The organism is Komagataeibacter rhaeticus, from assembly GCF_011611525.1.
In the GTDB taxonomy this organism is placed as follows: Bacteria; Pseudomonadota; Alphaproteobacteria; order Acetobacterales; family Acetobacteraceae; genus Komagataeibacter; species Komagataeibacter rhaeticus.
This window is the reverse complement of the sequence record NZ_CP050139.1, coordinates 3,322,925-3,339,351: the sequence shown is the minus strand read 5'-3', so window position 1 is coordinate 3,339,351 and position 16,427 is coordinate 3,322,925. Positions and strand designations below refer to the sequence as shown.

Sequence of the window (16,427 nt, the reverse complement as noted above, 5' to 3'; positions counted from 1 at the left end):
GCGATTAAAGTTGTTTGCTACTAAACGAATAAGCTATATAAAAAGCATAGTCGCTTAGTAGGAGGCATCATGCAGACTTGGGCCGTGATTGCGCAGAAAGGTGGGCAGTCGAAAACGACGATTGCAACGGCTTTTGCTGTCGAAGCCGCCAGTGAAGGCGCAGCGGTTGTGATTCTTGATGCTGACGATCGGCAAGGATCAGCTCTCTATTGGTCTGAGAGACGAGAGGCTGATGACGTAATGGTGAAAGATAGCAGTGTCGCAGGATTGCCTTTGCATGTTTCGCGAGGACGTAAGAGTGGAAAGCTGGATCTCATCATCATTGATACGCCAGCAAACTCAAAAGACATTGCTATGTTGGCGGCAGAACAAGCTGACTTTGTAGTGATCCCAGTCGCTCCGCGTGGGTTGGATGTTCATTCTGTGCTGCAAACCATAAAGCAGGTTCAGCAAGCAGGAACACCTTTTGCTGTGATCCTCACCCAGGTTCCTTACCAAGGTTCAGAAGGGAAAGATGCTCGAGCGGGCTTCATCGCTAAAGGCGTCACTATGTTCGATACAGAACTTCATTTTCGTAAGGATTTTTATAGAGCAACACCGATTGGGAAAACCGCTGCCGAATTGGATCCAGATGGTAAGGCCGCAGCTGAACTACGCTCTGCTTATGCTGAGGCTAAGCGACTAAGCGGTTATGCGAATAAACCATTAAGCGAGATAGTATGATGGTGAAACCCAAGAAAGCATCGGCATTAGCCGGCATTTTTGAGGAAGAAAGTGCCCCTATATCTCCGACGGTTGTAGCGGAAAATGTGCCTAAAGAGGCTACTATCCGATCACCTCTTGATGGGAACGCACCTTCGCCACGCAAGAAAAATAGTCATCCTGGCAAAAAACCGGTTTTGATCCATATCCCAGAGGATATGCACCGTACACTCCGTCAACTGAGTGTAGAGGAAGGTGGAGAACCTTTGACGGTCATTACCGAGCGTTTATTGCGCCAATATCTGGTGCAGCGAGGGCATACTAGGTTTGCACCATGAGTAAACGGCGTGATCCGAACCCCGAGTTCGACTTTTTTATTCCGTTAATGAATGATCTTCCGTTGAAAGATCAGCGGGAAGTGATGGAGCGGCCATTTTTCTCACTTCAGAAACGTAAACGTCTTAAGCCAATTGAATATCGCAGTCCAAATGGCGAAGCATGGGTGAAAGTTGAAGCCATGCCAGCTTATGGCATGGCGACAATATGGGATGCCGACATTCTTGTGTGGGCTGCTTCCGTATTAAATCGGATGAAAGAGCAGGGGATCAATGATCTTCCGCGAACGCTTACAACAACAACCTATGATTTGTTGCGCGGCATTCGACGGGGAACAGGGGGACGTGCTTATCAGGAATTGCAAGCTGCTCTTTCGCGTCTAGAAACAACATCCATCCGTACATCATTACGGGCACCTAAGCGCCGTAATGAGGCTCAGTTTGGATGGCTGGATGGATGGACGCTGGAAGTAGATCCAGACACAGATCAGCCGCGTGGAATGACGATCACTCTATCAAACTGGGTTTATGAAGGCATTGTAAGTGAGCGATCCTTGCTGACAATGCATCAGGATTATTTTCTTTTATCTGGTGGATTAGAGCGGGCCCTCTATCGGATCGCACGTAAACATGCTGGTCAGCAGAGAGGTGGGTGGATATGCCGTGTCGAGGTGCTGCATGAAAAAACAGGTAGCGATGCGCAGCCTAAAGAATTTAATCGTATGCTACGGAAGATCATCGAAGCAGACCAACTTCCTGATTACACCATGTCGTTGACTCAGACTGTTGAAGGCACACCGGCAGTGATGTTTCAGTTGCGAGGTATTGAGGCAGCGACTGAGCTGCATAGGAAGCTCGAAAAAGAAAGAGAGCGCGTAGAAGCAGATCGTCGGCGTGCTGAAGAGGTGGATGGGTTGATGGATCGTTTGTCACGAGGGCGGCCTCGTTAAACTATCGTGGTTTCACCCACCCAATGAGCTCTCTCTGTAGTCAAAATGAGAGTTACTACGACTCGAAACCACTCAAGCTATAGGGAATGCTGCGTTTTCCTGTGGATAAGTATGGTCAACTGTCGTGGTTTCACCCACCCAAGCATCGTGGTTTCACCCACCCAAGCATCGTGGTTTCACCCACCCAAACACGTGGTTTCACCCACCGCCCATAACCGTAACAGACTGTTATCAATCGTGTTTTCATAGGCTTTTTAGTGCTTAACTCTTTTAACTATATATTTTAACAAAATTCTTAACAAAAAAGCACCGCCTCTTGGGGGCTACGCCCCCGCCGGCTCGCGGCCTACGGCCGCCCCGATCGCGCTATGCGCGATCTCCCACCCGGCATCCCCCTGCTCGCCCTTTCAGGGCTGCGCTAAACGGACACGCCTACGGCGCGAAATCATAATCTGACGATGCATTCCCGCATCGTCTCTCCACCAAGACCTTCCTCCCCCGCGTCGGCGCCTTTGGCGCCCTACGGGGCTCCCGCTCCGCGCTCGCCCGACGCCTGCAACACCAAAAGAACCGGGCAAGACCACAATCTGCTCAAGACGCGCCGGCGTTCAGGCGATCATTCAGCGGCTCACGTGTCACACCATGCCCGCCAGACGCCACAGGATGGCCTTACCGGCGTTATTGTGCGGTGTGGTGGCGATAAGGGAATTGCGCGCTGTGCGGCCTCCCAGGGCGCTCTGCGGGCCTTGTCGAGGATTGATGGGCTGGCCATTCCCTGTTCGTCCGTTCAGGACTCCTTTTCCCGACTTTCTGGCAGGGAATACGGGTTTCCTGTATATTCCAGATAATCCGTCATATCTGGATCATGCTCCATGAAAGCGTTTCCAGCGAGCGCCGTGACCCGCAATGAATGCCAGCGATCTTTTCAAAGCGGTCGCCGTTGCACCTGTAGTCATCACCAGGCATCACAAGCCACGTTTCGTCATCATGTCCGTGGAGCATTATGAGGCCCTGCTCAGAAAGCAGCAGGGCATCGAAGATGTTCCGGAGAAAGGGTCATCGTCATGAAGGACAGTCCCGGAACACTGCCACAAAAGCGGCCCTGGCAGCTGCTCGTGGTCGGGGACGGGGGAACCCTGCTGACACAGCAGGATATCGAAGCCCTGACCCGCATCCTCGATCTCCTGCCGCATGTCGCCGGCCTCGACATCACCACCTCGGCCGGCTCCGCGCGCGTATCCCGGGATGTCCCAGGCAATTACATCCAGCAGGCAGACCAGATCCTGGCCGGGATGTTTACGCGCAATCCCGATGTGACGGGCATAACCTTTCCGGCCCCGCATGGCAGGGCCGCTCATACGGCGACACCCGATGATCCGCATGTGCTCCCTTATGACAGGGCGCTCACCGCAATCATGGATGCACGCCAGCGCGGAGAGATCACAGCCGATGAAATGATCGCCCAGACCCGCCAGGCAGGTGCCTGAGCATCCGCACCAGTGGTGCAATGGTGTATGAAGAACCTATGTCAGGTCGGGTCCAATGCAGTCCCGAATGCGGTGTCAGTCAGGTATCAGAACGGGGCCGAGACAGTGCCAAGAGAGGGTATGCAGTGACTAGACAGAAGGAGATCGACCACCATGAGCAGCAAAAACAGGTCCATGCCCTCGCTGCACAGTGACGAAGCGGTCGAGGATTTCGTCGCAACAGCCGATCTGGCCCGGTATGACCTGTCCGGTTTTAAGCCTATGCGCTTTGAGATCGAACAGAGGTGGTCCCCATTTTTCGGACAGGGCGATAAGCTATCATCTGGCCTGAACGAGGACGGGTTTTATGGGCAAGGTTACGCGGAAACGGTATGCGGCAGAGTTCAAGTCACGGGTTGCGCTGGAGGCGATCCGTGGGGAACTGACGCTGGCGGAACTGGCTTCGAAACATGGCGTGCATCAGACGATGATCGCCCAATGGAAGCGCCAGGCGATCGAAGGCATGGCAAGCCTTTTTTCTGGTAAGTCAGTAACGGAACCTTCAGTCAGCCCTGCTGATGTAGAGAAACTGCATGCCAAGATCGGCCAGTTGCTGGTGGAACGGGATTTTTTGCGGGATGCCTCTGCTCGGTTGGGCGTGATCAGAGGCGGCAGATGATTGACCCGAAGAGAGCATGCCTGCCGATAATCCGGCAATGCACGCTGCTGCAACTCAACCGGTCGGGCGTCTACTATCGGCCTGTGCCACAGAGCGAAGCCAATCTGGAGCTGATGCGGCTGATCGACGCCCAGTTCCTGGAAACGCCGTATTATGGCTCACGGCAGATGACATGGCATCTGCGCCGCCTGGGACATGAAGTGGGCCGCAAGCGGGTCCGGCGGCTCATGGCGATCATGGGCCTGCGGGCGATCTACCAGAAGCCGCGCACGACCGTGCCCCATCCGGAACATCGGAAATATCCATATCTGCTACGGGATCTGGTCATCAATCGGCCTGACCAGGTCTGGTGTTCCGATATCACATATATTCCCATGAAACGGGGATTTCTCTATCTTGTGGCGATCATGGACTGGTTCACGCGCAAGGTCCTGTCCTGGCGTCTGTCGAACACGATGGACGTGGAGTTCTGTATCGAGGCGCTACAGGATGCCCTCATGCGCTATGGCGCCCCGGACATTTTCAATACTGACCAGGGGTCGCAATTTACGACACCCCGTTTCACCGGGATACTGGAAGAGCGTCAGATCCGCATCAGCATGGATGGGCGCGGTCGCTGGCTGGACAACGTGTTCATCGAGCGTCTGTGGCGGTCGCTGAAATACGAATGCGTCTACCTGTACGCGTTCGAGACCGGATCAGAGCTGAGGGCCGGGCTTGGCAGATGGATCGCCCATTATAACGAAAGGCGTCCGCATACGGCGCTGGCTGGACGTACGCCCGATGAGGCGTATCATGACGTGCCGACGCCATCTGGTCCGGGGTTAACCCCGGACCAGATGGCCAACAGCAACGCCGTCAGAAGGGCGGCATAACAACAACCGGGTATAGCTTATCAAGCCCGCAAAACTGTCCGAACGGACGGGACCACCTCAAACCCAAGGCGGCCACCCTCAACATGCGCCTGCCGGCGTCCCTGCTGGACGCCGTAAAAGCTAAGGGGAAGCCTTAAAGGATATCCCACATCATATGGTTTCTGTTGAACAGGGATCATGTCGTGTGTATGATGTGTAAATGAAGAGTGCCGATCTGATCCGGGAGCTGGAAAAAGCAGGCTGGAAGCTGGATCGCGTGCGCGGTTCACACAACGTCTTCAAACATCCGTCGCGACCAGGGATCGTGGTCGTCCCTCATCCCAAAAAGGATCTGGGCACCGGTCTGGTTGCCGCAATCCGCAAACAGGCGGGTCTCTAGGAGGATCACCATGCGCTATCCGGTTGTTATCGAACGGGGCAGCGAGGCAACGGCATTTGGTGTTGTCTTTCCTGACCTTCCCGGCTGCTTTTCGGCAGGCGACACGCTCGATGAAGCCATTTCCAATGCCGAAGAGGCCGCTGCGGCATGGATCGATGCCACGCTGGATGCCGGAGAGGCTGTGCCTTCTCCCAGCACGCTCGACGCCATCCAGAACAACCCGGATTATGAGGGCTGGACAGTGGGCTTTGTCACCATTGATCCGGCCGTCCTCGATGACCGGGTGGAACGGGCGAACATCTCCCTTCCCCGGCGCGTGCTGGAGCGGTTGGATGCCCTTGCCAGATCATCCCATGAGAGCCGTTCCGGCATGATCGCGGCCATGACCCTGCAGGCACGGCTTAAGCCGGTGGTCAGAAGCAAATGAACAACCAGAACAGGGGAGATCGGGTGATGTAGGTACGCCCGGAAATCACTCCGCGCGTCATGGAGGGGAAGCTCCCATGTCTCGCACCTATCATCACAGCCGAAAACACGGCCGGGACCATCGCTGGGCCAACCGGCCGGATCGCTGTGGCTATGGAGGTTCACGTGATGCCTCTGAATCTCCAAACTGGTACAGCCATCTGCATGATATCCGTCCTGGCCGTCATCATGACAGGTATATTGCCCGCCTGGTCATCAAGGGCAATCTCGATCCTCTCGAGGCGGTCTTTCCGTATACCGGAACCCGGCGGCCCCACGAATATTACTGGTAATCCTCAGCGCGGGAATGAGAGGTCGTTCCCGCGTTCTGTTTCCGTCTGGATTTTCAGGCCAGTTTGGACCTGCGCTGCCGTTTTCAGCTTGGTGCGGGATTTCGTCTCTTCCCTCAAATACCCCAATCCGACCTGATGATTGCAAAATACGCAGTCAATGACTACAATGCTGTCATTGCCTAATGGAGGTTCCCGTGGCCGTGATGACCATCCGCAATATCGATGACAGTCTCAAACAGCGGCTTCGTCTGCGCGCAGCGCAGCATGGGCGTTCCATGGAGGAAGAGGTGCGCGATATCCTGCGCTCGGCTCTTTCCGCTGAAGTCTCTCAGGGGGTAGATGCCGGTCAGGCCATCCACCAGCGTTTTGCCAGGCTGGGCGGGGTAGATCTGCCTGCGGTATCCCGTGAGGCCATCAGGGACGTGGATTTCGGGGCGTGATCGTTCTCGACACCAACATCCTCTCCGAACTGATGCGCTCCGGGCCTGACGGGGCGGTGCTGACCTGGATGTCCCGTCAGTCCATGATGACCCTCTTCATCACGGCCATTACCCAGGCCGAGATCCTGTATGGGCTGGCGCTGCTGCCGGAAGGACGACGGCGGGATCTGCTGATCGCGGCCGCCCGTGCCATGTTCGAAGAGGATTTCTCCGGCCGTATCCTGCCTTTCGACGGAGAGGCGGCCCGTGTTTATGCCGATATCGCCTCCCGACGCCGGCAGGCCGGAGAACCCATCAGTCAGTTTGATGCACAGATCGCGGCCATCACGCAGTCCCGTGGTGCATCCCTTGCGACACGGAATACACGCGATTTCCTCAACTGCGGTATTACCCTCATCAATCCGTGGGACGAGGCGTAGGGAGGGCGTCAATGGCGGCTTGAATCCGGGCCAGATCGGCGTCCAGAAGAGCAAGAACCTGCTCGGCCGGGACTGCGGGTTTCGTGCTGTTGCGTGCCTTGCGGATTGCAGCCCTTTTGGCTGCCCGTTCGTCGGAAAGGTCCGTCATGGTCATATTTTCATCGCCTGATGTTCTGCGGTAACAGGTGCTGTTGTGGCGACAGGCCGTCAGTGGGAAGCTCATCCTACACCATATGGTGTCCGCCTTTCATGTAAGGATATCAGAGCAGGATCTGCTTGAATTATAGGTTCAATGAACCTATAATTTAGCATGAGGCCACGGTGGACAGTCGAAGACCTGTCGTTCGAAATGGACGATGACCAGAGCAGTGATCCGATCGCAACCCTGGTTATTCAGGCTCCCGGTGTCGTTCTGATGGTCATGGCTGAAATCAGTGTTGATCGGCCCCAGAGATTCATGAAGCTGTCCAGGGCCCACATCCACGGCGCAACAGCCAATGAGGTTGGGTTCGCCAATCTGAAAACGATCGCACAGGCCGTTCTTGAAGGAATGGATCTCGATGAAATCATCATTGAAGGCGGAATTCGCACGACTGGGGCCTGTCCGGGCCATATCCCGCGTCCGTTCCGGTTCACGCGCCAGATTCGCCCTGACCCTGACGCGTGAGGGGTGGCCTGATCTCAATTCCATTACCGCCACGATGGCGCTGTCCAGGCGTGGCCTGACGATGCTGGCCGCCAAGAAGACGGTGGAAGACCTTATCAGGCAATCCTCGGAACAGGCGGAAGGACATGCAATCGTTCTGCTGCCCATGACTGACACGATCGAGGCGGTTATCTCCGACCTTGCAAAGGCCGGGATCAGGGCGATCCATGTTGATCACAAGGCCGATGTGGATGTGGCCCTGATCCGTCGGCGTCTGAAACTCAGTCGCCGACAGTTCGCGCTCTGGTATGGTCTGGAAGAGGAAACCATCAAAGGGTGGGAAAGCGGGGAACGTACGCCGGATACCGCTGCAAAAAGTTATCTGCGCGCCATTTCCAATCGGCCGGAAGCCGTGCGTGAAGCCTACGCCCAGACGGAATAAATTCCGACAGATCTGGCCTGTCTGGACCTTCAGGCCAGTTTTGGCCTGCGTCCGCGTTTCTTCTCTGGCAGGCGCGTGACCGGAACTTCAGCGTCCGGTACGTCCGAAGGTTCCGGTGTCGCCCTGATGGTCCGCCCCAGTCCGATTTCCTGTGCCAGAGTAGCCCGTTGTGCCGAATAGGATGGGGCGGTCATCGGGTAGCTTTCCGGCAGGCCCCATTTTGCCCGATATTGCTGGGGCGTCATGCCGTAGGCGGACTGGAGATGACGCTTGAGCATCTTCAGCTTCTTCCCGTCCTCCAGGCAGACGATGTAATCCGGGAACACGGATTTTTTCACGGACACGGCCGGTACCAGATCCGGTGTTCCGGTCGTCGCCTGTCCCAGACTTCCGAGCGCCTGAAACACCGTGGCGATGAGGCCGGGCAGGGTATCCGCCGGAACCGTGTGACTGCTGACATAGGCTGTGACAATCCGGGTCGTAAGCTCGCGCACTGTGTCAGCTCCGGATGATCGTGTCTCGTGGTCGGTCATGGTCACGTCTGCCTGTTGTCCTGTCCTGTTTCCGGTGCCTGTCGAAGGCATGAAGCCCCGCACGTCTCCAGCGTGCTGTCAGGTCAACCAAAGCAGTATCATCGCCGCCCTGAAGCCGCCCTGCAATATCGGGCTGACGACACGAAAGTGCCTTTTACGTACGTTTAGGTAGAACGCGTTGAGAACGTCGGTATGTAAATGCTGTTTCAAAATTCCCCACATGTGCTGTCGGAAAATTCCCCAGCACGTCGGGAAAACGGGCATTAACAATCTGTCCGATAATCCATATTACCGGACAGGTTTGAAGGCTGGAGGAATTTTTCATCCACGTCACCTGTGGCCGCCCACACAATCTGGCAGAACCTTACGCAAGGGCCTTCTTCTGGCAAACATGATTAATGTTTTAACTCAAACCTTAATTATGCTAGGAAAATCTAGTCTCTGAAAAAGGTTGGACAGGATGAAGCGTGAGGATCTGGCCGGCGGGATCCGGGACTGTCTGCAGCGGCTGCCCGCCCCCTATGCCCAGCATTACGGGGTCGTGCCCCCGCCGCCGCCTGAAGCGGGCGTTATGCTGGGCGATGCCGCTGCTTGCCATGGGCAGGCTTTGTCCGCCCTGGGTGAAATCGCCGCCCTCGCCCGCACCCTGCCTGATCCGTACCTGATCAGTCGCGTCCTGAGCCGTCAGGAAGCCCTCAGCAGTTCCGCCCTGGAAGGCACGCACAGCACCCTCAATGAGCTGCTGGTGGTCGATGAAGACGACCAGGACGCTTCCCATGCCACCCGGCAGGTCCGCGACTATGCGCGAACCTTGGAACAGTTCCTGCCACAGGCCTCTAGCGAAGGCCCGGCCCTCTTCCGCCTGCCCACCGTGCTGGCGCTCCATCAGGCTGTCATGCAGCATGACCCGGCCTATCGCGGGACACCGGGCACCCTGCGCCGGGACGTGGTCTGGATCGGCGGGACAGGGCATATCGCCTATTCGACCTATAACCCGCCCCCGCCAGACCAGGTGGCAGCCTGTCTGGAGGCCACGCTGAACTACATGCAGGCCGACGGGATGCAGCAGATGACCCAGTCCCTCATCACCCGGATGGCCATCGCCCATACCCATTTCGAGGCCGTGCATCCGTTCAGCGATGGCAATGGCCGGGTTGGCCGCCTGCTGCTGCCGCTGATGATGGCCGCTGACGGCCAGGTTCCCCTGTATCTTTCCCCTTATATCGAGGCCCACAGACAGGACTATTACGCGGCGCTCAAACGGGCCCAGCAGCGGCTCGACTGGCCGCCCCTGATCGGGTTCCTGTCAGACGCCATCATCCGGACCGTTACCGAAGTGCAGGTCACCCGGCAGACAACCCAGGCCCTGAAGGCCACATGGCGGCAGCGCCGGGCTTTCCGCAAGGGCTCGGCCGCGCTGCGCGCACTGGACCTGCTGACCGATTATCCCGTCCTGACGGCCAGTCGCCTTGGCCATCTGCTGGACATCACACCCCCGGCCGCCCAAACCGCCCTCGCCCAGCTCTGCCAGGTCGGGATCCTGACCGAACGCACCGGCTATGCCCGCAACCGGATCTATGCTGCCGAAGAGGTGCTCACGATCCTCAATCGCCCCTTCGGAGAAGAACCGGCACTGCCAGACCCATCATCATAAAAGGGCCTCGCTGCACAAGATCCGTTTTGACAGCTTCAATAGAAATGGCTGGAAGTCTGTCCCATTCAGGCTTCCCGACAAAAACAGAGGTGGTCCCCATTTTTCGGACAGGGCGATAAGCTATCATCTGGCCTGAACGAGGACGGGTTTTATGGGCAAGGTTACGCGGAAACGGTATGCGGCGGAGTTCAAATCACGGGTTGCCCTGGAGGCGATCCGTGGCGAACTGACGCTGGCGGAGTTGGCGTCGAAACATGGCGTGCATCAGACGATGATCGCCCAATGGAAGCGCCAGGCGATCGAAGGCATGGCAAGCCTTTTTTCTGGTAAGTCAGTAACGGAACCTTCAGTCAGCCCTGCTGATGTAGAGAAACTGCATGCCAAGATCGGCCAGTTGCTGGTGGAACGGGATTTTTTGCGGGATGCCTCTGCTCGGTTGGGCGTGATCAGAGGCGGCAGATGATTGACCCGAAGCGAGCGCGTCTGCCGATAATCCGGCAAAATGCACGCTGCTGCAACTCAACCGGTCGGGCGTCTACTATCGGCCTGTGCCACGGAGCGAGGCCAATCTGGAGCTGATGCGGCTGATCGACGGCCAGTTCCTGGAAACGCCGTATTATGGCTCACGGCAGATGACATGGCATCTGCGCCGCCTGGGACATGAAGTGGGCCGCAAGCGGGTCCGGCGGCTCATGGCGATCATGGGCCTGCGGGCGATCTACCAGAAGCCGCGCACGACCGTGCCCCATCCGGAGCATCGGAAATATCCATATCTGCTGCGGGATCTGGTCATCAATCGGCCTGACCAGGCCTGGTGTTCCGATATCACATATATTCCCATGAAACGGGGATTTCTCTATCTCGTGGCGATCATGGACTGGTTCACGCGCAAGGTCCTGTCCTGGCGTCTGTCGAACACGATGGACGTGGAGTTCTGTATCGAGGCGCTACAGGATGCCCTCATGCGCTATGGCGCCCCGGACATTTTCAATACTGACCAGGGGTCGCAATTTACGACACCCCGTTTCACCGGGATACTGGAAGAGCGTCAGATCCGCATCAGTATGGACGGGCGTGGGCGATGGCTGGACAACGTGTTCATCGAGCGTCTGTGGCGGTCGCTGAAATATGAATGCGTCTACCTGCACGCGTTCGAGACCGGATCAGAGCTGAGGGCCGGGCTTGGCAGATGGATCGCCCATTATAACGAAAGGCGTCCGCATACGGCGCTGGCTGGACGTACGCCCGATGAGGCGTATCATGACGTGCCGACGCCATCTGGTCCGGGGTTAACCCCGGACCAGATGGCCAACAGCAACGCCGTCAGAATGGCGGCATGACATCAATCGGGTATAGCTTATTCAACCCCCAAAACTGTCCGAACAAACGGGGCCACCTCTAACAATCCATCTACCAAGAGAAAAATTACGAATTATAATGAGAGCAGAGCATGTGCGCGCCAATAAAAGAGTGATTGGGCCAGATGATCTCTGTCATGAGAGGCTTATTGCGACACTCACGTCTGTCACCCCGACGCTGGATGTGGTGCTCTGTGCTCCGATCACCTCAGCCAATCCGTCTGTCTCTACATTGATGGATATTGCGGCGCAGACATGATGCTGGCTCAGGAGATGATCCAGTCACTCAGCAAGTGTAAGGGCCGTGCCTTTGTGAAAGGCGATATGACTGGTTTTAAGGCTTTCTATTTCATATTGAGGGTGTTCTGCCGTCGCGTGATGCTGATAGCCGTTGACCAGAAAGGGCGCCGTATGAATGGCTTTGATCCGTCCACTGACGTATCCCGCTTCCGAGTTCCAAGATACGATGTCTCCGATCTGGAAAGTTTGTGACGGCATGGAAAACTCCGTATCCAATGTGAACCTCGCAGGGGAGGCAAGATCATCTTCTTGTCATCCATTCTACACCATTGGGCATTCCACGCTTGCGCTATCTGATTTTATCGCGCTTTTGCGTCATTATGGCGTGACACTGATCGCGGATGTGAGGGCTTTTCCGTATTCCCGGCGTAATCGAGACTATGATGGCACCAGTCTCCAGCCGGAACTGGCGGCACAGGGGATCGGATATAGTCATTTTCCAGAGCTTGGTGGACGACGGCCACGGTCGAAGACGATGCCTGCGGAGACCAACGCATTCTGGCGTGTCCAGAGTTTTCATAATTATGCGGATTATGCGCTTGGAGAAGATTTTCACCGAGGTCTTGCCCGGCTTATCGAGGCGGGACAGCAGGCAACTGTTGCGATCATGTGCGCGGAGGTGCTCTGGTGGCGCTGTCACAGGCGCATCGTTACTGACTATCTTCTGGCCCACGGGGTGACAGTCTTTCATATTCTGTCCATGACGGATGCCGTTCCCGCGCACCTTACTGAATCTGCGATTATTGATAGTAGCCGTCATATTACTTACCCACAAATAAACACTTCCAGAGGCTGAAGGTAAAATGTAGGCATAAAAACAAACGATCTCGAAAAATTGGTAATCCCCCCATTTTTAGTGGGGCATTGAATGAGAATTCAGGCAGCTGTTTTTAGTTTCTGGGCGGGGGTTAGCCCGCTGTTCCCCATGTTGGGTCTGTCATGGTTATATGTCCAGAGCCATTGTGTTGCGACCTCCTGCACGTCCTGAATGCTTTCATGTTAAGCGGCATGGAAAAGTGACCCCTTCGGAAGGGGGACAGGCAGCTAAAAACGACCCCTTTCTGAGAAACGGGTTCACGATGGCCTTCATGCTGAATGGAGGCCCGGTTTGGGATGCTTGTTGTGGAAACAATTGGAAAGATCCGTCGCGCGCATTTTGTCGAAGGAAAGGCGATCAAGGCGATCTGCCGGGACCTTGGGATATCGCGGCAGACGGTACGCAAGGTGATCCGGTCGGGACAGACGTCTTTTGATTATCACCGAGAACGACAGCCTCTTCCCCGGATTGGTCCATGGGAGGGAAGATTGTGCGCTCTTCTTGAGGAGAACGTGGCGCGTCCGGCCCGCGAACGGCTGAGCCTCATCCGTCTGTTCGAACTGCTGCGTGAGGAAGGATATGAAGGAAGCTATGATGCCGTAAGGCGATATGGCCGACGGTGGGAAGACCGCCATGAGACGGGGCGGCGGGCCGCCTATGTTCCGCTGAGCTTTGCACCTGGAGAGGCTTACCAGTTTGACTGGAGCCATGAGGTTGTCGTTCTGGGTGGTGTGGCGGTAAAGGTGAAGGTCGCGCATATGCGCCTGTGCCACAGCCGGATGATGTTCATTCGTGCCTATCCGCGCGAGGCGCAGGAAATGGTGTTTGACGCGCATGACCGGGGCTTTGCGTTCTTCAGGGGTGCATGCCAGCGGGGCATTTACGATAATATGAAGACTGCGGTGGAAACGGTTTTTGTTGGCCGGGCGCGGGACTATAACCGGCGTTTTTTACAGATGTGCGCCCATTATCTGGCTGAACCACAGGCCTGCACGCCGGCGGCAGGATGGGAGAAAGGCCAGGTTGAAAGCCAGGTGAAATATGCGCGTGGACGGGTGTTCTCCCCGCGTCTGAAGTTCCGTGACTACGAGGAACTCAATGGATGGCTTGTGGATCGATGCATCCAGCTGGCCAGAACGCATGCCCATCCGGATGTCCCGGAGAAAACGGTGTGGGAGATGTTCCTGGCCGAGCGCGCGGCTCTGGTTGTGAGTGCTGGTTGTAATCTCCCCAAATGTGCTGGTTGAAAATTCCCCAGTATCGGCCCGATCACTGCCAGCGCGATCGTCGCGGCCGTTCCGGATGCCTCGACTTCCGGTCAGGCCGTCAATTCGCTGCGTGGCTCGGTCTGACGCCCAAAAGTCACAGCAGTGGTGGCAAGGAACGACAGGTTGGCATCAGCAAACAGGGGGATAGCTATCTCAGACGCCTGCTCGTGCTGGGCGCCACGGCGGTGATCCGTCTTGCACGCAAGGAAAATGCCAGTCGTCAATGGGCTGCAAAGTTGCTCGAGAAGAAGGCGGCGCGTGTCGTATCTGTCGCTCTCGCCAACAAGACTGCCAGGATTGTCTGGGCATTCCTCACAACGGGCAATGCATACAACGCCAGGAGCGCCTGAAAGAATTCAGAGATTCGCCCTCGTCGAACACCAGAAGCGACGAAGGTGAATGTGCGGAGTGGTGAGATATGATGGCGAACCGGTCAGGCCGGGGAGAGGATAAACCCGACGGGACCAAGCGCAGCAAAAGCGCGCAGAGGTGATCAGGGATCCAATCCGCGGACTTCATCAGGGCCAGCAGCCCCCGGGCTGCGCAAACAGGCCGGACACATGGCTGCACCCGACCACCAAAATCATACTTTCCACTTGCATCGTCAGGGCCGTCCACACATGGCTCCATGCGTTGCAGACGGTGACGATTTCATCCTCGCACATTTCGTGCGGGGGCCGTCCACAACATCACCTCTGCTTAATGCGTGCCCATACCGGAACCTTCGGCCTTCAGGCCGGTGAGCAGGTCAGGCTCGATCACGGATTGCAGCCGCAGCGCATGCGCTTGCTGTCGCGCTCCAAGGATCGGGGAATGGATATGGGGATCTAAAACAGGAGACGTACAGCAAACTGTACGTTATAGTGGTCATGGAGGACCGATCATGACCTGTGTTTCCTATACCGACCTGCGCCAGAATCTGGCACATTATCTGGACGAAGCCGTGAACAGCCGCGCGCCGATTGTCGTGACCCGCAAGACCGGGAAAGGCAGTGTCGTGCTGATGTCGGAAGAAGAATTCTCTGGCTGGCAGGAAACCGTGCATCTTCTGAGCAGCCCACGCAACGCGGAAAGGCTGTTGCGGAGCATTCGTGACATCGAGCATGGGGCGGCGACCGAGCGTGATCTTCTGGAGCCGCAGGATGAACCGTCGGCGTGAAGGTCATTTTTCATGAAGATGGCTGGGAGGATTATCTTTCCTGGTTCCAGTCAGATCATGCTGTTCTTGGGAAGGTTAATGCCCTGATCGAGGATGTAAGGCGGCATCCGTTTCAGGGGATAGGGAAGCCAGAACCACTGAAGGGGCAGCTTTCCGGGTGGTGGTCCCGACGGATTACGGGGGAACATCGTCTGGTCTACCGGGTTCAGGGCCGCGCGGGAGAGGATCAGCGGATCGAGGTTGCCCAGTGCCGGTTTCATTACTGAAGGAGAGGCGTCATGAGCGAGACGGATCCGGCAGCCCGTGCGTTTGAGGATCTGTGCGCCGAAATGACGATGCGCCGGCGCAGCGTGGAAGCGCTGCCCCAGGCATGGCGGGATAACCGGCCACGTGACTATACGCCGGACCTGGCCAGACTGGTCAAAGCCCTGAACGAAGTGGGCGCGCGCATGAAGGTGATCGAGGCCAGTCCGACGCTGAAGATGACGCCACAGACCTATGGGTAGGGGGTACGCCAGGCAGGGCTTTCTGTCAGTCAGGACATGCAGGCCGCCTTTTATACCGCGATCCGAGCGGTTCAGGTGGAGCGGCAGCAACCGACCGATATTAATGGCACTGGCTCAGATCGGACAGGCACGTACCTAGGACCAGTCAGAACTGGTGGGTGCTGCAGGTCGGGGTGGCCTGTCTGGTTTGTCGGGATCGTGCCCTGACCCATCTCCTGCCATCATCACTGGGGACGCGCGTGGCCTCCTTTATCGTGGGTGGACAGGATCGATGGGAGTCTGGTGCGTTGATGATGGAAGCCGACAATCCCGAAAGCCTGCGGCTAAAAAAGGGGATTCAGGTCGCCTGATCGGCCGCACCAAAGGCGGCATGAACACGAAGCTGCATGCGATCACCGATCGGAGCGGATGACCGCTGAGCTTTTTCATGACTGCGGGACAAATCAGCGATTATACCGGTGCCGCTGCCCTGCTGGACAGTCTTCCTGCAGCACAATGAATGCTGGGAGATCGCGGGTATGACGCCGACGGGTTCAGGGACGCCCTGGAAGCGAAAGGTATAAAACCCTGCATTCCAGGACGGAAATCTCGCGGCAAACCTGACATTCTCCTTTCAAGGACATTCCGACATTTAGTAGGCATTTTGGAATTTTTCATCCACTTCCGACAAGATAACTTATCGGAAGTAACATTTTGCGTGGCCGGATTTTTCCAGGCGGGGCGGGGAGGGAGAAGAAAGTC

Annotated in this window: 20 protein-coding genes and 6 pseudogenes; 23 read left to right on the top strand and 3 right to left on the bottom strand. The window is 56.7% G+C overall.

The genetic code is table 11. From position 1 onward, the window contains the following. Positions 1-69 precede the first annotated feature (69 nt). From GWK63_RS15405 to GWK63_RS15345, 14 genes are all read left to right on the top strand, one after another. Entirely contained in the window at positions 70-723 is a 654-nt protein-coding gene (locus tag GWK63_RS15405) for a ParA family protein (protein ID WP_062247395.1), read from the top strand. Next, the gene (locus GWK63_RS15400; RefSeq protein WP_202795770.1) at positions 720-1,040 is read left to right on the top strand and encodes a hypothetical protein; all 321 of its coding nucleotides are present in this window, start codon (positions 720-722) and stop codon (positions 1,038-1,040) included. Before GWK63_RS15405 ends, GWK63_RS15400 begins: the two co-directional genes overlap by 4 nt. Next, entirely contained in the window at positions 1,037-1,987 is a 951-nt protein-coding gene (locus GWK63_RS15395) for a replication initiator protein A (protein ID WP_112209711.1), read from the top strand. Before GWK63_RS15400 ends, GWK63_RS15395 begins: the two co-directional genes overlap by 4 nt. 906 nt (positions 1,988-2,893) lie before the next feature. After that, positions 2,894-3,055 (top strand): type II toxin-antitoxin system Phd/YefM family antitoxin, encoded by a 162-nt coding sequence (locus tag GWK63_RS15390; RefSeq protein ID WP_223846575.1) that lies wholly within the window; start codon positions 2,894-2,896, stop codon positions 3,053-3,055. Then, complete coding sequence (locus GWK63_RS15385) at positions 3,052-3,474, top strand: hypothetical protein (protein WP_112209712.1); 423 nt, start codon at positions 3,052-3,054, stop codon at positions 3,472-3,474. The genes GWK63_RS15390 and GWK63_RS15385 overlap by 4 nt, the downstream gene beginning before the upstream one ends. Positions 3,475-3,627: 153 nt before the next feature. Further along, positions 3,628-3,999, top strand: a complete 372-nt coding sequence (locus GWK63_RS17310; RefSeq protein ID WP_223846574.1) for a CopG family antitoxin — start codon at positions 3,628-3,630, stop codon at positions 3,997-3,999. Beyond that, positions 3,884-5,007 (top strand): IS3 family transposase gene (locus GWK63_RS15380; RefSeq protein WP_223846714.1). Its coding sequence is split into 2 segments (ribosomal slippage): positions 3,884-4,091 and positions 4,091-5,007, totalling 1,125 coding nucleotides; the frame shifts between segments, so codons are not numbered across the junction. Before GWK63_RS17310 ends, GWK63_RS15380 begins: the two co-directional genes overlap by 116 nt. A gap of 199 nt (positions 5,008-5,206) precedes the next feature. Next, complete coding sequence (locus tag GWK63_RS15375; RefSeq protein ID WP_019087453.1) at positions 5,207-5,386, top strand: type II toxin-antitoxin system HicA family toxin; 180 nt, start codon at positions 5,207-5,209, stop codon at positions 5,384-5,386. A 10-nt stretch (positions 5,387-5,396) separates the two neighbouring features. Then, a complete protein-coding gene (locus GWK63_RS15370) occupies positions 5,397-5,813 on the top strand; it encodes a type II toxin-antitoxin system HicB family antitoxin (protein WP_061275760.1) in 417 nt (138 codons plus the stop codon). A gap of 76 nt (positions 5,814-5,889) precedes the next feature. Beyond that, a complete protein-coding gene (locus GWK63_RS15365; RefSeq protein WP_112209706.1) occupies positions 5,890-6,144 on the top strand; it encodes a hypothetical protein in 255 nt (84 codons plus the stop codon). 182 nt (positions 6,145-6,326) lie between these two features. Next, positions 6,327-6,584, top strand: coding sequence for a FitA-like ribbon-helix-helix domain-containing protein (locus tag GWK63_RS15360; RefSeq protein ID WP_112209707.1), 258 nt, complete (start codon positions 6,327-6,329; stop codon positions 6,582-6,584). Continuing rightward, on the top strand, positions 6,581-7,003 hold the full coding sequence (locus GWK63_RS15355; RefSeq protein ID WP_112209708.1) for a type II toxin-antitoxin system VapC family toxin: 423 nt from the start codon (positions 6,581-6,583) through the stop codon (positions 7,001-7,003). The genes GWK63_RS15360 and GWK63_RS15355 overlap by 4 nt, the downstream gene beginning before the upstream one ends. 349 nt (positions 7,004-7,352) lie before the next feature. Beyond that, the gene (locus GWK63_RS15350) at positions 7,353-7,670 is read left to right on the top strand and encodes a hypothetical protein (RefSeq protein ID WP_158551941.1); all 318 of its coding nucleotides are present in this window, start codon (positions 7,353-7,355) and stop codon (positions 7,668-7,670) included. 61 nt (positions 7,671-7,731) lie between these two features. Continuing rightward, entirely contained in the window at positions 7,732-8,091 is a 360-nt protein-coding gene (locus GWK63_RS15345) for a helix-turn-helix domain-containing protein (RefSeq protein ID WP_223846573.1), read from the top strand. 29 nt (positions 8,092-8,120) lie between these two features. Here the strand turns inward: GWK63_RS15345 and GWK63_RS15340 are convergent, their stop codons facing one another. Further along, positions 8,121-8,624: a MucR family transcriptional regulator gene (locus GWK63_RS15340; protein WP_112209709.1), complete on the bottom strand. Its 504-nt coding sequence runs from the start codon at positions 8,622-8,624 to the stop codon at positions 8,121-8,123. Positions 8,625-9,084: 460 nt separating this feature from the next. Here GWK63_RS15340 and GWK63_RS15335 point away from each other — a divergent pair, with 460 nt between their 5' ends. After that, complete coding sequence (locus GWK63_RS15335; RefSeq protein WP_025439978.1) at positions 9,085-10,278, top strand: Fic family protein; 1,194 nt, start codon at positions 9,085-9,087, stop codon at positions 10,276-10,278. Positions 10,279-10,429: 151 nt separating this feature from the next. Next, positions 10,430-11,618: pseudogene (locus GWK63_RS15330) on the top strand (IS3 family transposase). Positions 11,619-11,918: 300 nt separating this feature from the next. On the opposite strand, the gene GWK63_RS15320 reads toward GWK63_RS15330, so the two are convergent. Further along, positions 11,919-12,134 (bottom strand): hypervirulence associated TUDOR domain-containing protein, encoded by a 216-nt coding sequence (locus GWK63_RS15320; protein WP_061507197.1) that lies wholly within the window; start codon positions 12,132-12,134, stop codon positions 11,919-11,921. On the opposite strand from GWK63_RS15320, the gene GWK63_RS15315 reads away from it, so the two are divergent. Beyond that, on the top strand, positions 12,133-12,732 hold the full coding sequence (locus GWK63_RS15315) for a DUF488 domain-containing protein (protein WP_035366892.1): 600 nt from the start codon (positions 12,133-12,135) through the stop codon (positions 12,730-12,732). The two genes, GWK63_RS15320 and GWK63_RS15315, sit on opposite strands and share 2 nt — an antisense overlap. Before the next feature lie 80 nt (positions 12,733-12,812). Here GWK63_RS15315 and GWK63_RS15310 read toward each other — a convergent pair. Beyond that, a pseudogene (locus tag GWK63_RS15310) lies at positions 12,813-12,932 on the bottom strand (IS3 family transposase); the annotation flags it as partial. A 117-nt stretch (positions 12,933-13,049) separates the two neighbouring features. Between GWK63_RS15310 and istA the strand changes: the two are divergent. The 6 genes and pseudogenes from istA to GWK63_RS15280 form a co-directional block, all read left to right on the top strand. Further along, positions 13,050-13,973 (top strand): annotated as a pseudogene (gene istA, locus GWK63_RS15305) (IS21 family transposase); the annotation flags it as partial. Positions 13,974-14,006: 33 nt separating this feature from the next. Further along, positions 14,007-14,371: pseudogene (locus GWK63_RS15300) on the top strand (transposase); the annotation flags it as partial. Positions 14,372-14,904: 533 nt separating this feature from the next. Beyond that, positions 14,905-15,180 carry a type II toxin-antitoxin system Phd/YefM family antitoxin gene (locus GWK63_RS15295; RefSeq protein WP_061276673.1) on the top strand — a complete coding sequence of 92 codons (276 nt, stop codon included), beginning with the start codon at positions 14,905-14,907 and terminating at the stop codon, positions 15,178-15,180. After that, the gene (locus tag GWK63_RS15290; protein WP_081749560.1) at positions 15,177-15,446 is read left to right on the top strand and encodes a Txe/YoeB family addiction module toxin; all 270 of its coding nucleotides are present in this window, start codon (positions 15,177-15,179) and stop codon (positions 15,444-15,446) included. Before GWK63_RS15295 ends, GWK63_RS15290 begins: the two co-directional genes overlap by 4 nt. 12 nt (positions 15,447-15,458) lie before the next feature. Next, positions 15,459-16,009, top strand: a pseudogene (locus tag GWK63_RS17550) (DUF6118 family protein); the annotation flags it as partial. A gap of 2 nt (positions 16,010-16,011) precedes the next feature. Then, positions 16,012-16,284: pseudogene (locus GWK63_RS15280) on the top strand (transposase); the annotation flags it as partial. Positions 16,285-16,427 lie beyond the last annotated feature (143 nt).

Coding starts and splice junctions, on each gene's coding strand:
- GWK63_RS15360 (WP_112209707.1), top strand. CDS start 6,327: ATGGAGGTTCCCGTGGCCGTGATGACCATCCGCAATATCGATGACAGT.
- GWK63_RS15405 (WP_062247395.1), top strand. CDS start 70: ATGCAGACTTGGGCCGTGATTGCGCAGAAAGGTGGGCAGTCGAAAACG.
- GWK63_RS15400 (WP_202795770.1), top strand. CDS start 720: ATGATGGTGAAACCCAAGAAAGCATCGGCATTAGCCGGCATTTTTGAG.
- GWK63_RS15320 (WP_061507197.1), bottom strand. CDS start 12,134: ATGCCGTCACAAACTTTCCAGATCGGAGACATCGTATCTTGGAACTCG.
- GWK63_RS15335 (WP_025439978.1), top strand. CDS start 9,085: ATGAAGCGTGAGGATCTGGCCGGCGGGATCCGGGACTGTCTGCAGCGG.
- GWK63_RS15295 (WP_061276673.1), top strand. CDS start 14,905: ATGACCTGTGTTTCCTATACCGACCTGCGCCAGAATCTGGCACATTAT.
- GWK63_RS15315 (WP_035366892.1), top strand. CDS start 12,133: ATGGAAAACTCCGTATCCAATGTGAACCTCGCAGGGGAGGCAAGATCA.
- GWK63_RS15385 (WP_112209712.1), top strand. CDS start 3,052: ATGAAGGACAGTCCCGGAACACTGCCACAAAAGCGGCCCTGGCAGCTG.
- GWK63_RS15370 (WP_061275760.1), top strand. CDS start 5,397: ATGCGCTATCCGGTTGTTATCGAACGGGGCAGCGAGGCAACGGCATTT.
- GWK63_RS15375 (WP_019087453.1), top strand. CDS start 5,207: ATGAAGAGTGCCGATCTGATCCGGGAGCTGGAAAAAGCAGGCTGGAAG.
- GWK63_RS15350 (WP_158551941.1), top strand. CDS start 7,353: ATGGACGATGACCAGAGCAGTGATCCGATCGCAACCCTGGTTATTCAG.
- GWK63_RS15340 (WP_112209709.1), bottom strand. CDS start 8,624: ATGACCGACCACGAGACACGATCATCCGGAGCTGACACAGTGCGCGAG.
- GWK63_RS17310 (WP_223846574.1), top strand. CDS start 3,628: ATGAGCAGCAAAAACAGGTCCATGCCCTCGCTGCACAGTGACGAAGCG.
- GWK63_RS15390 (WP_223846575.1), top strand. CDS start 2,894: ATGAATGCCAGCGATCTTTTCAAAGCGGTCGCCGTTGCACCTGTAGTC.
- GWK63_RS15395 (WP_112209711.1), top strand. CDS start 1,037: ATGAGTAAACGGCGTGATCCGAACCCCGAGTTCGACTTTTTTATTCCG.
- GWK63_RS15345 (WP_223846573.1), top strand. CDS start 7,732: ATGCTGGCCGCCAAGAAGACGGTGGAAGACCTTATCAGGCAATCCTCG.
- GWK63_RS15365 (WP_112209706.1), top strand. CDS start 5,890: ATGTCTCGCACCTATCATCACAGCCGAAAACACGGCCGGGACCATCGC.